11 protein-coding genes are annotated in these 14,651 nt (G+C 63.7%); 2 read left to right on the top strand and 9 right to left on the bottom strand.

Annotated elements, in window-relative coordinates; genetic code table 11:
- Positions 1-202: 202 nt before the first annotated feature.
- From OLW90_RS08270 to OLW90_RS08250, 5 genes are all read right to left on the bottom strand, one after another.
- A complete protein-coding gene (locus tag OLW90_RS08270; protein WP_319649622.1) occupies positions 203-1,480 on the bottom strand; it encodes an alpha-hydroxy acid oxidase in 1,278 nt (425 codons plus the stop codon).
- 101 nt (positions 1,481-1,581) lie between these two features.
- Positions 1,582-3,060: an ABC transporter ATP-binding protein gene (locus OLW90_RS08265; RefSeq protein WP_319649621.1), complete on the bottom strand. Its 1,479-nt coding sequence runs from the start codon at positions 3,058-3,060 to the stop codon at positions 1,582-1,584.
- Between the two features lie 2 nt (positions 3,061-3,062).
- Positions 3,063-3,878 (bottom strand): ABC transporter permease, encoded by an 816-nt coding sequence (locus OLW90_RS08260; protein ID WP_319649620.1) that lies wholly within the window; start codon positions 3,876-3,878, stop codon positions 3,063-3,065.
- Entirely contained in the window at positions 3,875-4,918 is a 1,044-nt protein-coding gene (locus OLW90_RS08255) for an ABC transporter permease (protein WP_319649619.1), read from the bottom strand. The genes OLW90_RS08260 and OLW90_RS08255 overlap by 4 nt, the downstream gene beginning before the upstream one ends.
- Positions 4,918-6,474, bottom strand: a complete 1,557-nt coding sequence (locus tag OLW90_RS08250) for an ABC transporter substrate-binding protein (RefSeq protein WP_319649618.1) — start codon at positions 6,472-6,474, stop codon at positions 4,918-4,920. The genes OLW90_RS08255 and OLW90_RS08250 overlap by 1 nt, the downstream gene beginning before the upstream one ends.
- 149 nt (positions 6,475-6,623) lie before the next feature.
- Between OLW90_RS08250 and OLW90_RS08245 the strand changes: the two genes are divergently transcribed.
- A complete protein-coding gene (locus tag OLW90_RS08245; protein WP_319649617.1) occupies positions 6,624-6,932 on the top strand; it encodes a hypothetical protein in 309 nt (102 codons plus the stop codon).
- Between the two features lie 194 nt (positions 6,933-7,126).
- Positions 7,127-8,980 (top strand): BCCT family transporter, encoded by a 1,854-nt coding sequence (locus OLW90_RS08240; RefSeq protein WP_319649616.1) that lies wholly within the window; start codon positions 7,127-7,129, stop codon positions 8,978-8,980.
- Positions 8,981-8,984: 4 nt separating this feature from the next.
- Here the strand turns inward: OLW90_RS08240 and OLW90_RS08235 are convergent, their stop codons facing one another.
- Genes OLW90_RS08235 through OLW90_RS08220 form a run of 4 tightly spaced genes read right to left on the bottom strand, consistent with a single transcriptional unit; the run spans position 8,985 to position 14,553 of the window.
- A complete protein-coding gene (locus OLW90_RS08235; protein ID WP_319649615.1) occupies positions 8,985-9,998 on the bottom strand; it encodes an LLM class flavin-dependent oxidoreductase in 1,014 nt (337 codons plus the stop codon).
- A gap of 58 nt (positions 9,999-10,056) precedes the next feature.
- Complete coding sequence (gene brnQ, locus OLW90_RS08230; protein WP_319649614.1) at positions 10,057-11,397, bottom strand: branched-chain amino acid transport system II carrier protein; 1,341 nt, start codon at positions 11,395-11,397, stop codon at positions 10,057-10,059.
- Positions 11,398-11,443: 46 nt separating this feature from the next.
- Entirely contained in the window at positions 11,444-12,580 is a 1,137-nt protein-coding gene (locus OLW90_RS08225; protein ID WP_319651857.1) for a MalY/PatB family protein, read from the bottom strand.
- A gap of 47 nt (positions 12,581-12,627) precedes the next feature.
- Positions 12,628-14,553 (bottom strand): ABC transporter ATP-binding protein, encoded by a 1,926-nt coding sequence (locus OLW90_RS08220; protein WP_319649613.1) that lies wholly within the window; start codon positions 14,551-14,553, stop codon positions 12,628-12,630.
- Between the last annotated feature and the right edge of the window lie 98 nt (positions 14,554-14,651).

Raw genomic sequence — 14,651 nt, 5'->3', positions numbered from 1 at the left:
AGTGGTTACTTTCCCTGCCGGTGTGTGACGCATGTGAATCCCAGCCGTACCGCAGCGCAAGGAGGGGATTTTTCCCTGCCACTGTGTGACGGGTGGGGCCACCACCAGCCCCACCCTGACCCCAGGTGCCACACCCCACACACCAAAAAACCGGCCGTGCCCCCAAAAGGGGCGCAGCCGGTTCCTGCGGGAAATCTAGGGCTTAAACGAAGCCGCCGCGATCCTCACGAATGTCAAAGTCGATCTGACGCGGGTTCAGCCGGTTGAGCTGGGTGACGTGCTGCGGGCCCAGTTCCTCGATGGAGGAAACCTGCAAGAGCTGCATGGTGCGACGCACCTGGCTGGCCAGAATCTCGATGGTGCGATCCACACCGGCCTCGCCACCGGCCATAAGGCCGTAGAGGTAAGCACGGCCGATGAAGGTGAACTTGGCGCCCATTGCCAGGGCGGCCACGATGTCCGCGCCGTGCATGATGCCGGTATCCATGGCCACGTCGAGGTCCTTGCCCACCTCGCGCGAGACCTCGGGAAGGAGGTGGAAGGGCACGGGTGCGCGATCGAGCTGGCGGCCGCCGTGGTTGGACAGGATGATGCCGTCCACGCCCAGGTCCGCGAGCTTCTTGGAATCCTCCAGGTTCTGCACGCCCTTGACCACGAGTTTGCCGGGCCACAGGGCGCGGATCTCATCGAGATCATCGAACTTGATGGTGGGGTCCATCGCGTTGTTGAGTAGTTCACCCACGGTGCCGCCCGTGGTGGTCAGTGAGGCGAACTCCAGCGGCGGGGTGGTCAGGAAGTCCCACCACCACCAGGGGCGCGGAATGGCGTTGAGCACGGTACCCAGGGAAATCTGCGGCGGAATGGAGAAGCCGTTGCGGGCATCACGCAGGCGGGCACCGGCCACCGGGGTGTCCACGGTGAAGAAGAGGGTGTCAAAGCCCGCCTTGGCGGCGCGCTCCACCAGGCCATAGGAGATGGAGCGATCCCGCATGACGTAGAGCTGGAACATGTTGCGGCCGTGCGGGTTGGCCTTCTTCACGTCCTCGATGGAGGTGGTGCCCAGGGTGGACAGCGCGAAGGGGATACCGGCGCGACCTGCGGCGCTGGCACCGGCAACCTCGCCCTCGGTCTGCATGAGGCGGGTGAAGCCGGTGGGGGCGATGCCGAAGGGCAGGGAGGATGGGCCACCGAAGATCTCGGCAGTGGTGTCCAGGTGGGAGACGTCCTTGAGGATGGAGGGGTGGAACTCCACGTCCTTGAACGCCTGGCGGGCGCGGTTCATGGAGATTTCATCGTCGGCGGCGCCGTCGGTGTAGTCGAAGGCGGCTGCGGGGGTGCGGCGCTTGGCGATGATGCGCAGATCATCAATGGTCTGAGCCTTGCTCAGTCGAGCGCGCTTGAAGTTGAGGTCCGGGGTCTTGAACTTGAGCAGATCAAAGATCTCGGTGGGATTGGGTACTTGGCGTGGGATTTTAGCCATGATTCTGAGCGGCGCTCCTTGTTGGCCTTGTTGGGAATAATCTTCTTTACGCATTTTATCCCAGTGGCTGCGGGCTAAAACATACGCATGGCTGTGAACTATCACACCGTGGGGGAAGTTGCCGCAGCCAGGAGTTCCTGAGTATAGGGATGCTTCGGCTCAGACCATACCTGCTCCACGCTTCCCCGTTCCACGACCTCACCCTGGTGCATCACCACCACGTGCGTACACAGGTGTCGGATCACGCCGAGGTCATGGGAGACAAAGATCAAGGTGCGCTGCGGGGTGATCGCGCGATCGAGCACGTCGAGCACCGTGGCTCGCACGGTGACATCCAGGGCGGACACGGCCTCATCAGCCAGAATCACCTCGGGATCGGCGGCCAGAGCGCGGGCGATGGAAAGGCGCTGGCGTTGCCCGCCGGAGAACTCGTGAGGGAAGCGCCGAGCGGCCTGGGGATCAAGGCCCACCTCCGCCATGAGGTCGGCGGCGCGCTGCTGGCGCTGCTTGCGGGTGAGCACCCCAAGCCCCTCCGTGATGGCCGCGCCCACCCTCATGCGCGGATTGAAAGAGGAAAATGGATCCTGGAATACCATCTGGGCCCGCCCGCTTACCCGTATCGTGCCGGAATCGGGTGCGGTGAGTCCCGCGATCATCTTCAGCAGCGTGGTCTTGCCGGAGCCGGAGCCACCCACGATCCCCAGTCGGGTGCCACGGGGCACCTCAAGGTTGATGTCGCGCAGGGCGGGGACGGAGCGCCCGGAGGAATGGAAGGTATGGGAAACCCCGGTGACTGATACGGAAAGGGGAGCGGAATCAGGCACGCTTGTGGCTTCTCGTGGGCTAAGAGCGGTGGCGCTTATAAGCGCGCGAGTGCGGGGAGCGCTTGGTTGGCTTAACACCTGGTGAGTCTCGCCGCGCTCGATGACGCGCCCGGCCTCCATCACCAGCAGCCGATCGCACAGGTTGGATACGAGGGAGAGATCGTGGCTGATAAAGAGCACCGCGATGTGGCGTTGCTCGGTAATCCGCTGGATGAGTTCCATGATCTGACGCTGCACGGTGGCATCGAGGGCGGTGGTGGGTTCATCGCAGATTAAAACCTCGGGGTCTTGCGCCAGGGCTAGGGCGATGAGCACGCGCTGGCGCTGACCGCCGGAGAGTTGGTGCGGGTAGGCCCCCAGGTGCTCTGGGGAAAGGCCCACGTCTTGGAAAAGGGCGGCGGCCTGCCGCTTCCGTTCCCCGGAACGGCGTCCCGGCATGGCCTTGGTCAGTTGCTTGCCCACCACCATGAGCGGGTTCAGGGCCGTCATGGGTTCCTGGAAGACCATGGCTATGCGCCGCCCTCGCACCCGGCGCAGGTGCTTTTCCGGCAGGCCCACCAATTCCTGTTCTCCCAAGGCAATGCTGCCGCGCACCGGCAGGGGGCATAACCCCATGAGCGCCAGGGCCGTGAGGGTCTTGCCGGAACCGGATTCCCCGATGAGGCCCACGCGTTCGCCGGGGTGTAGATCAAAGGAGAGTCCCGCCACTAGGTCGGAGCGGCCGTTGGAGATGTTGAGATCCTTGACGTGCAGCACGTCTAGCGCCTCCCTCGGGGATCGAAAGTATCGCGCAGGCCATCGCCTAAGAGATTGAAGCCTAAGACGGTGGCGGCGATGGCGAGTCCCGGCCACAGGGCCAGGTGGGGAGCGGTGGCGAGGTAGGCCTGGGCGTCGCCAAGCATGCGCCCCCACGAGGGCTCCGGGGGAGGGGTGCCCAACCCCAGGAAACTAAGGGCGGCCTCCGCGAGGACCGCGAGGGCAAAGGAAACGGAGGCCTGCACGATGAGGGTGGCCGAGATATTGGGCAGCACGTGTATCACGGCAATGGCGGGGCGGCTGCGCCCCGCCAGGCGCGCGGCGGCCACGTAATCCTGGCTGAGTACCTGGAGCGCACCGGCGCGGGTCACGCGGAGGAAACTGGGGATCCCCGCCACGCCAATGGCGATCATGGCCGACCACGTGGAGGCTCCAAATACCGCCCCGGTGAGGATTGCCAGGAGCAGGGCGGGAAAGGCGAGGAGCAGATTGGCCCCGCGCATCATGGCGGCTTCCGGGATCCCGCCGCGCAGGGTGGCCCACAGCCCCAGGGGTATGCCGATGAGCGCGGAAATGCCTACGGAAACCAGCCCCACCAGCAGCGTGATCTGGGAGCCGATCATGAGCCGGGAGAGCACATCGCGGCCAAAACGATCGGTGCCCAGGAGGTGTTGGGGTGAGGGGCCCTCCAGGCGATGTTCCGGGGAGACCGCAAACGGATCGTGGGGTACCCACAGCGCGGAGACGCAGGCCAGGATGATGACGGCGGAGACTAGCACGAGGCCCAGCCAGCCGGAGAAGGGGAATCGTCTGTTCACGCCTGCACCCCCTGAGCAGTCGGAGCCTCCTGAGAAACCGGAGCCCCCTGGGAGGCCTGGGCGGAAGCAGAACCGGGAGCGCAACTATACCCCGCAGACCCCCGGTGCGGCGCGCGCAGTCGGGGATCAAGCAGCGTGGTGGTGACGTCCACCGCGAGGTTCACCAGCAGGGTAAAAAGCACCAGCACCATCACGATTCCCTGCACCATGAGCAGATCCCTGGTGCTTACCGCGCTGAGCAGCAGCGACCCCAGACCGGGAATCACAAAGACCTGCTCGATCACCACGGCCCCCACCACCAGTGAGGTGAGTTGGACGCCCGCCACGGTGAGCACGGGAATAGCGGCGTTGCGCAGGGCGTGGGTAAAAAGCGTTACCCCGCGCCCCTGGCCGGTGGCGTAGGCGGTGCGCATGAAGTCCTGGTTGAGCACCTCTAGTAGCGCGGAGCGCACGTACCTAGTGAGGATCGCCGCCTGCACGGCGGCCAGGGAGAGCACCGGGAGAATCAGGCGGGAGAGGAACTCCCAGAAGTCCTCGCCCGGTGGTACCCAGCCGTTGGCGGGAAGCCAGCCCAGGCGCAGGGAGAATACAGAGACGAGCAGGATCGCGGCGAGGAAACTCGGTACCGCGATGCCCACCTGGCTCAGGCTGGAAATAACGGTGCCGGTGTGCCTGCGGGTGGCCACCATGCCCAGGGGAATGGCGATGAGCAGGGAAAGCACCAGGGCGCTCATGCACAGAATGAGGGATACGGCACCGCGATCAAGCAGCAGGGGCGCGATCTCTTGCCCGCTGCTCAGGGAGGTGCCAAAGTCTCCCCGAGCCATGCCGGAGATCCAGTTCAGGTACTGCTGATGTAAGGGCCTATCCGTGCCCCACTGCGCGGAGAGTTCCGCCACGTTCTCCTCCGTGGCGGTGATGCCGAGTGCCACCTCGGCGGGGTTACCGGGCATGACGCGCAGCAGCGCGAAGATACTCAGGCTGCCAAGGAATAGCAGGAGGAGAAAACGCAGAACGTATCTGCCGATGATGCGCCACATCAGCGGGCCTCCTTGGACAGGTGCGAAAGCGGGAGGGAATCCACCACCGTGGTGGGGTCAATTCCACCGATACCGGGGTGAGAGACCACGATGTTGGGGAAGTTCATGAGGGTATCGGCGGCGGCCTCCTCCATGAGGGAATCCACGGCCTGGGTCATCAGGCGGGTGCCTTCCTCGGGATCGTCCCCGCTGGCCTCGGCGGCGTCGATAAGCGCCCTGGTGCGTGGCGAATCAAAGCCGAGGTAATAGTCTGGGTTGCCAAAGAGCGTGGGAATATCGCGAGGCTCAACGTGCGCGATGAGCGACATATCGTAATCGTGGCCCTTGAGCACCTGGGCCAACCACACCGCCGGAAACTCCGCCGATTCCAGGGTCACCTGGAAGCCCACGTCGCGCAGCTGGGAATAGAGCAGTTCCGAGGTGGTCTGGGCGTAGGGGAGGGCCGGTACGGTGATGGTGACAGCGAGGCGGGGGTCGTGGCCGTCGGTGGTGTATCCGGCCGCACGCAGCAGTTCGCGGGCGCGCTCGGGATCGAAGGGATAGCGCCGCGAGGGGTCGTACCAGGGGTCGGTGGGCGGCACGGGAATACCGCCGGTATCGGTGCCGTAGCCGTCCCACACGGTATTAATCACCGCCTGGCGATCAATCGCGTGCATGACGGCCTGGCGCACCTCCACTCGATCAAAGGGCGCGCGGCGGTTATTCATGGAGAGCAGCACCTCGCCGTTGGTGGTGCCGACGTCGATATTCCACTGTCCGCGTGCCCGGAGCGGATCGAGCAGTTCCGGGTTTTGCAGACCCCACAGCACGTCCACGTCGCCCGATTCCAGGGCATTGGTGGCGGAGATGGCATCGGGAAAATATCTGATCTCAGCGGTGGTATTGGCGGGTGCCTCGCCCCAGTAATCCTCCCGAGCGCGCAACCGCAGGGCGCTGCCCACGGCCCAATTTTCTACCGCGTAGGGGCCGGTGCCCACGGGCTCGGTGGCCAGGTTTTCCACTCCTCGCGGGCTCATCATGGCTCCTACCAGGGTGCCCATATTCCACAGCCAGGCGGCGGAGGGGTGGTGGAGGCGTACCCGCAGGGTGAGATCGTCGAGGGCCACGGCGGATGCCACCGGATTCATCTGTGCCTTGAGGCCGTTGGTCCAGGCCGGGCTGAGCACCCGATCGAGGGAGAACTTGGCGGTGTGCGCGTCAAAGGCATCGCCATTGCTAAAGCGCACTCCGGGGCGCAGATGGAAGGTGTAGGAGGTGCCGTCTGGGGAGACTTCCCACTCGTGCGCCAGGCCGGGCTGGATCTGCCCGGAGGAATCAATGGTCACCAATGTTTCATACACGTTGCCCATGAGCGCCTGGGGAATGGCCGCGCCCGAGGTGGTGGTGAAGTCCAGGGAGGCCGGTGCGGCATTGGCGGCGAGCACCACGGTGGCGTGGGCATCGCCTCCCCGGGGAGTGCCGCTGAGCGCGGTGGAACCCGCGCTGCACCCCGCCACCAGGGGAAACAGTGCGAGGAGCAGGGCCGCGAGGGGACAGCCGGGGTGCCGCGAAAACATGGGGAGAGAGTAGCAAAGAGGGGTGGACGCACGGGGGTAAAACGGGGGTACTAACGACGCCCCGACGGCCGCGCGCAGCAGGTGACGGGGAGGCGCGGCCCTGATAAAATCCTTTTGCCGTTTTACCTCTTGTTTCATAAGGAGATCCCATGTTCCTGAGCACCCTGCTCCTGTCCGCCGTCCCGTTGGACGCCCCCGTGTACCAGCAGCCCATCCTCCCCGAGCCGATTGTGGCTCAGCAGGAGGCCGCCACCCCCGAGGCCGAGGGCGAGGCTCACCGCTTCTCCGGCTCCGGCACCGCCGTCGAGTCCTTCCAGAAGTGGTTTGCAGGCGAGGAGTTCGTGGCACCCGATGGAGAGACCAAGGACTACCAGTTCCTGGAGCTGCCCAACGGCCAGGTGGCCCGTGGCGGCGACGTGATCGTGAAGGACGCCAACGGGGAGTTCTCCATCCGTTAATTCTTCGGAGCTTGAAGATGCAGGCCCGGCAGCCGCAGGAAGCGGTGGCCGGGTTTTTGTGTTTACCGGCACTCGTGGAGCACTCATGAGGCGCTCATAGGGCGGTGGAGGCGAGCCTTATGCCTGCGCAAAGCGATGCGGCTGGGTAGCCTGTGAGGAAGTTTCTCCTAGATAAGGAAAAGAGGTCTTATCCCGTGGCCCCGCCGCACACCAGCACCGAGACGCTGAAGAAACCCACCAAACGCAGACCAAGGCTTCAATCCGATCCCCTGATCTTTCTCACCTCCGCCGGGATCATCGTCGCCTTCGTTTTGCTGACCATTGTTCTGGGTCCCACGGCCCGCGATGCCTTCTCCTCCACCGCGGGTTGGCTGCTGGAAAACCTCGGGTGGATGTACATCGGCGGAGTCTCCCTCATGCTCATCTTCCTGCTGGGGATCTTTGCCTCGCGCTACGGTCGGGTGCGTTTGGGCGACGATGACGAGGAACCGGAGCACAGCCTGGTGGCCTGGTTCTGCATGCTCTTTGCCGGTGGCGTGGGCGCGGTGCTGATGTTCTGGGGCGTGGCCGAGCCGATTAACCACGCCTATAACGTTCCGATGGCGGACCATGAGAGCATGTCTCCCGGTGCCATCACGGAGGCCTTTGCCTTTACCTTTTATCACTTTGGCATTCACATGTGGGTGATCATGGCCCTGCCGGGCCTGGCCTTGGGGTACTTCATCTACAAGCGCAAACTCCCGCCCCGGCTCTCTTCCGTATTCGCGCCCGTGCTGGGTGGGCGGATTTATTCCACGCCGGGCAAACTCATTGACGTCCTGGCCATCGTGGGCACCACCTTTGGTATCGCGGTTTCCGTGGGTCTGGGCGTGCTCCAAATCAACGCGGGAATGAATGCCCTGTGGGGCACCCCGATTATCAGTTGGGTGCAGTTGCTCATCATCGTGGTGATTACCGCCGTGGCCTGTGTCTCGGTGGCCTCTGGGTTGGAAAAGGGAATCAAACTGCTCTCCAACCTGAACATCGGCGTGGCCGTGGCGCTCATGGCCTTTATCCTCTTCACCGGCCCCACCCTGACGCTGCTGCGGCACACGGTGGAGGCCTTTGGCATTTACGCCGCCTGGCTGCCGGACATCATGTTTTGGGCGGATTCATACCAGAGCAATCCCGGCTGGCAGGGCAAGTGGACGGTGTTCTATTGGGCCTGGACTATTTGCTGGTCGCCTTATGTGGGCATGTTCGTCGCGCGCATTTCCCGGGGCCGCACGGTGCGCGAGTACATCGCCGGTGTGCTGGCGCTACCCACGATCTTTGTGGTGATCTGGTTCAGTATCTTTGGCCGCGCGGGCATGGAATTGGAGCTGGAGAATCCCGGTTACCTCACCGTTCCCGCGGTGGAGAAGGGCGATGTGCCCGCCGCGCTCTTTAATTTCCTGGCGCAGTATCCGCTGGCGGGGATCGTTTCCGCCTTTGCCCTGGTGATCATCGTGATCTTCTTTATCACCTCGATTGATTCTGCGGCCCTGGTTAATGACATGTTTGCCACCGGGGAGGAGGAAAAGACCCCCACGTGGTACCGCGTGTTCTGGGCCACGATGATCGGCGCGGTGTGTACGGCGCTGTTGCTCATCTCCCCGGAAACCGGCATTGCCTCCCTGCAAGAGGTGGTGATTATCGTGGCCTTCCCCTTCTTCCTCATGCAGTTTGTGATGATGTATTCCCTGTTGAAGGGCATGAGCGATGATGCCGCGGCCACCCGCTTGGTGCGTACTCGCCGCTGGGAGCGCACCGATAGCGCGGAGAAACTAGAGGAGCATGAAAACCGCCCGGCCCCCGGCTATGACGAGGAGGGCAACGCGCTGCCCGCGCCGGTGCTGGAACACGATGATGAGGGGAACATCGTGCTGCCGGGCAACGTGGTGATCGGCGGCGATCTGGGCGTGAAGGGCGAGATGACCGAGGAACCCGGCGAGGGGGACGAGGCACCGAGGTTTAAGGTGATCGAGCAGTCCCGCCCGCAGAGCGCCCGGGAGTGGGAGGAGAACTAGGTTTCTATTTCGTTTCGGCAGCCCCCGGCAGGCCCCATGCCTGAGCCAGGATCTCCATCGAGCGGTGGTTTTCCTCCCCCGTGGGGGCGAGCACGGAGATCATGAGTTCATCGGCCTGGGCGAGCTCGGAGAAATCCGTGAGGTAATCGCGCACCTCCTCGCGGGTGCCGATGGCGCTGTAATGCATCATTCCCGCGATCTGCTGCCCGGAGGGGGAGGCAACGAGTTGATCGAGGTTGGCATCGCTTATATCCCGGTTGCCGCGCGCGGCGAGGGCGCGCACGCGCTCGCGGATTACTAGGTTCTTTTGCCGTTGTGCGTCCTCGTGGGTATCGGAGGCCAGAACATTGACCGCCGCGATCGCGTACGGCTCGCTGAGGTTTTCCGAGGGCTGGAAGTTCTCCCGGTAATACGTGATGGCCTGCACCAGGTGCGTGGGCGCGAAGTGCGAGGCAAAGGCGTAGGGCAGGCCCAATTTGGCGGCTAGCGAGGCACCGAACATGGAGGAACCCAGGATATAGAGGGGCACGTGGGTGCCTCGGCCGGGTACCGCTTGCACGCCGGGAATGGGGGACTCCTCGGAGAAGTATCCGGCTAGTTCCTGCACGTCCTGGGGGAAGTTCTCCGCCGCGTGGGCGTCCCGGCGCAGGGCCCGGCCGAGCGTATTCATATCGGTGCCGGGTGCGCGCCCCAGGCCAAGATCAATGCGGTCAGGATAAAGTTCCGCCAACATACCAAATTGCTCGGCCACCACGTAGGGGGAGTGGTTGGGCAGCATGACCCCACCGGCACCCAGCCGGATAGTGGAGGTATGCGCGCCCACGTGGGAGATGAGTACGGCCGGGGCGGAGGAGGAGATCCCCGGCATGTTGTGGTGCTCGGCGTACCACATGCGATGAAAGCCCAGGGCCTCGGCCTTCTGGGCTAGTTCCACGGAGCGCGCCATGGATACGCCGGGGCGTTCGCCCTCGTGCACGGTGCAAAAATCAATGAGGGAGAGGGGAATGGTGGGTGTCATGGGAAGCTTCTTTCGTGTTGGTCACGGGTTGCTTCCTATAACACCCACCCGGGGCGGATCATTCCGCTACTGGCTCCAGCCAGGTGGCGCGCTGGGGCTTAGCGACGTCGATAAGCGCGCCGATCAGCGCGCCCGCCAGGGTGGGTAGCACCCACCCCAGGCTCTGATCGGAAAGCGGGGCCCAGTTCACCAGCGGGGCCAGCGCGGTGAGGCCCAGATCGGAGAGGGTGGTCAGCGCCGACCACACCACCGAGACCCAAATGGCGATGAGGAAGGTGCGCACCAGGTGCACGCGGCGACGCACCAGCGGCTCGATGAGCGTGAGCAGAATCAGGGTGATGGCCGGGGGATAGATGAACGTGATGATGGGCGCGGCCACGCTGAGCACGGTGTCCAGGCCCATCGTGGCCATGCCAAAGGACATCAGGGCAAAGATTACGGCCCACATGCGGTAACTAATGCCGGGCAGGAGGAATTCAAAGAACTCGCTGGTGGCGGCGATGAGCCCCACGGCGGTGGTCATGCAGGCAAGCAGCACGATGGCCCCGAAGAGCACCTGACCGGGCGTGCCCATGGTGAGGCGGGCGGCATCGGAAAGTAACCCCGCGCCGTCGGTGTAGGAGGCGGGATCGGGGATATTGTGTCCGATGAGGCCCAGGCCGATGTAGATGGCCGCGAGCAGCCCGCCCGCGCCCAGGCCAGCGATGATGGTGCCGCGCACGAGGGGAGAGCCCTCGCCCACGCCCTTGTAGCGCAGGGCGGAGATCACCACGATGCCAAAGGCCAGGGCGGCGATGGAGTCCATCGTGAGGTAGCCCTCCAATAGGCCCGTGGTGGCGGGGGAGGAGGAGTACTTTTCCGCCGGGGCCAGTTCCTCCCCGTGGAAGGAGGTCAGGGAGAGCACCACCAGCACCACCAGCAGGATCAGGAGGACGGGGGTGAGGTATTTGCCCAGGTTGTCCACGATCTTTCCGGGCTTATAGGCCAGCGCCAGCGCGATGCCAAAGAAGATGGCGTTGAAGATCGCGGAGGAGGCCAGGGAATCCCAGCCCGTGAGTGGCTGAATGGCGGTGGAATAACTCACCGCACCCGTGCGGGGAAGCGCATAGAAAGCGCCGATGGAAAGGTACGCCAGAATGGAGAAAACCAAACCAAAAACCGCGCCGCCGCGATTAGCGAGGTCCCGGACGTTGCGCCCGGAAATGGCGATTGCAATGATGGCCAGCACCGGCAGAACCACGCTGGTGGCCAGGAAGCCGAGGATAGCGGGGGTGAAGCTGGTGCCAGCCTCCACGCCCAGCATGGCCGGGAAGATGAGGTTGCCCGCCCCAAAGAACATCGAGAACAGCATGAACGCCGTCACGATGAGGGTCATCGGGGAAGATTGATCTCTAGTCATGAGGTCACCTGTGCCTTAAGCAGGAAACAAAAGAATAGAGAACACACTACCCGTGTTGCTGCGCTCCCAACGCAATCCGGTGCACAATTTCTTCCAGGTTCTCCCGTGAGGTGGCAAAGTTCAGCCGCGCGTGCCCTTCGCCGCCGGGGCCGAAGAAGCGGCCGTCGTTCAGCGCCACCTTGCCGTGGCGCAGCAGATGGCCCGCGGGATCCTCCGCTCCGCCGAGCGCGGTATCGCGGAAATCCAACCACATCAGGTACGTGGCCTGGGGGCGGGAGACGCGCAAACCCGGCACGCGCTGGGGCAGTTCCCGCACCAACCAATCGCGGTTATCGCGCAGATAGGCCACCTGCTGATCCAAGAACTCCTCGCCGTGGCGGTAACACGCGGCGGCGGCAAATACCCCCAGGGTGCCCACGCCGTCCTTGATCACCGGGTTGAGGCCGCGCCACGTGCGCAGATCCTCCGGGTTGCTCAGGATCATCTGCGCGCACTTGAGGCCTGCGATATTCCAGGCCTTGGAGGTGGCGGTGACGGTCACGCACGCCTCGGCAGCCTCCTCGGACAGCCCGGCGGCGGCGATGTGCCGCCCCTCAAGCACCAGCGGCGCGTGAATCTCATCCACCAGCACCCTGACCTGGTAGCGCTGCGCGAGGTCAATGAGGCTACGCAGGAACTCCTCGCTCAGAGTGTATCCCAGGGGGTTATAGGGGGAACACAACAAAATGGAGCCCGCGCCCTGGGCAAAGGCCTGCTCGATCTCGTTGAGGTCTAAGCCGCCCTGCGCACCCACGAGAATCCGCTCGCGCCCGGCGGCCCCGGGAATGTTGAGGAAGGGCGGGTACGCCGGCACCGGAACCACCACGGCGGAGTCCGGGCGGGTGAAAAACTGCACGGCCAGGGTGAGGCCACGCACCACATCCGGAACCTCCACGATGCTCCCCGGGTCTGGCCGCCAGCCATAACGACGCCGCGAGAAGTCCGCCAGGGCCTCCGGCAGATCCGAGGTGGCCGGGGTATAACCAAAGGACTCTGCCTCGACGTGCTGCGCGATGGCCTCCTTGACGGCGGGGCAGGTGATAAAGTCCGACTCCGCGATCCACGCGGGCAGGACATCATCGGGGTAGGCCGTCCACTTGCGGGTGCGGCGCGCGCGGAGGGTATCGAGGTGGGGGACGTGCAGATCAGGTGTGCTCATGGTGCCCCAGGGTAGTAGTTTCCCGGGGCCGCTTATTCTTTGGATTCTTCTGTGCTCTCTGCACTTTCTGCGCTCTCCATGTTCTCCGTGCTCTCTGCGTGGGCCGCAGAGTGCTCCCGGAACCCAAAGCGCGCCAGGCGCTTGCGATTGGCCTCCGAATCGGAGGAGGTCAGCGCCAGAAGTTGGCTATAAATGCCGCCCGAGACCGCCAACTGCGCGGGCGATCCGATCTCATCAATGCGGCCCTGATCAATGGTGATGATGGTATCCACGTCCGCGATGGTGGAGAGCCGGTGCGCGATCATCAACGTGGTGCGCCCCGCCATGAGTTCATCCAGGCCCGCCTGCACCGCGCGCTCCGCCTTGGTATCCAGCGCCGAGGTGGCCTCATCGAGCACCAGGATCGGGGCGTCCTTGAGCATGGCGCGCGCCACCGCGATACGCTGCTTCTGCCCGCCGGAAAGGCGCAGGCCCCGCTCGCCAATCACGGTGTCATAGCCATCGGGGAACGCCATGATGAACTCGTGCGCATTGGCGCGCCGGGCCACCTCGATGATCTCCTGAGTGCTCGCATCCGGGCGGGAATAGGCGATATTTTCCTTGATCGTCCCGGAAAAGAGATTAGGCTCCTGGAATACCACGCCTACCGACGCCCTCAGCGCCTCGCCGCTAATATCCGCGATGCTATATCCACCCACCGATAGCGTTCCCCGGGTGGGACGGTACAGGCCCAAAAGAAGATTCACGATGGTGGATTTTCCGCCGCCGGATTCACCCACCAGCGCGACCCTTTCACCGGGTGCCAGGGAAAAGGACATGGATTCCAGCACCGGTTTATTCTCCTCGTAGGCAAAGGAGACGTCCCGGAACTCGATCATGGGCTTGTGTGCGATGGGGTTGAGGGCGCGCGCCGGGGCGAGATCCAATTGCGGAACATCGTTGGCGGAGGTGGCGGCCACGATCTCCTTATTAGCCGTGGCCTCCGGCTCATGGGCCATCACCGCGAAGTAATCCCGAGACCCGGCAATGGCGCGCTGGGCGGTATCTACGATCCAGCTCATCATGAACACCGGCTGCCGGGCCATATTCACCAGTTGAATCAACATCACCATGTCACCCAGGGAGAACATGCCGTGCAGGGTGCGATAGAAAATCAACAGGTAAATGGCCAGGAAGATGGCGTTCATCGCCGCGCCGCGCAGCGTATCCATCGAATGCCAGAACCGGGATTGCGTGCGCGTGAGCGCGATGGTGCTGCCATAGTGCCGGGCGAAGGAATCCAACTCGCGCGGCTCGGAGACAAAGGACTTGGCCACCTTGACCTGGCCGATCACCTCCGCAAAGCGGCCACCGGCCTGATCCACATGCTCATTCTTGGCGCTTTCAATCCGCTGCCAGCGGGCGCTGGTCAAGGCCGTGAGCCACATATAAATAGGAAAGAGCGCGGCCAGCAAAATGGCCAGCGGCCAGTAATACCAGCCGCAGATGGTCAAAACCGCCGCCACCGTGACCAGCATGGGGAAGAAATTATTGGAAAAGGACTGCAAGAACTGCGTGATGGAGGAGATGGAGCGATCCAACCGAGCGATGATCGCGCCCGTGGCCTGCGTATCAAAGTAACTCTGCGGCATGGCTAGCAACTTGGAAAAATACCGGGTGGAAAGGATTTGCCGCATGCGGGAGGCCATCACGTCACCGATATATCCGCCGATATTATTCATCAGCGTATAGCCCAGTTCCGCCACGAACAGGGCGAGCGCCAGCCACAGGATCGTCTGTACCACGGTGGGTGTAGCACCCTCCCCATTGACCGCCGCCACGATGGTATCCGTGGCGTGCTTGAGGATGAACGGAAACACCAGGGATAACGCTGCGTGAATAACGGCGGTGAGGATAATGCCCAGATAATACGGCCATAACGCCGAGGTGCTGCGCAGGAGACGGGACAAAGACTGCACGCAAAAGCCTCCGGAGAGAAAACGGGGAACCAGTGCGGGGCCGCACCAGGGCGACCATTATGCCATCACTTGCCGCGAGTGCCCGATACCTGGTTACA

The sequence above is a fragment of the Corynebacterium sp. 21KM1197 genome (genome assembly GCF_033783015.1).
Classification (GTDB): Bacteria; Actinomycetota; Actinomycetes; order Mycobacteriales; family Mycobacteriaceae; genus Corynebacterium.
This window is presented reverse-complemented; position numbering and strand designations above follow the sequence as displayed.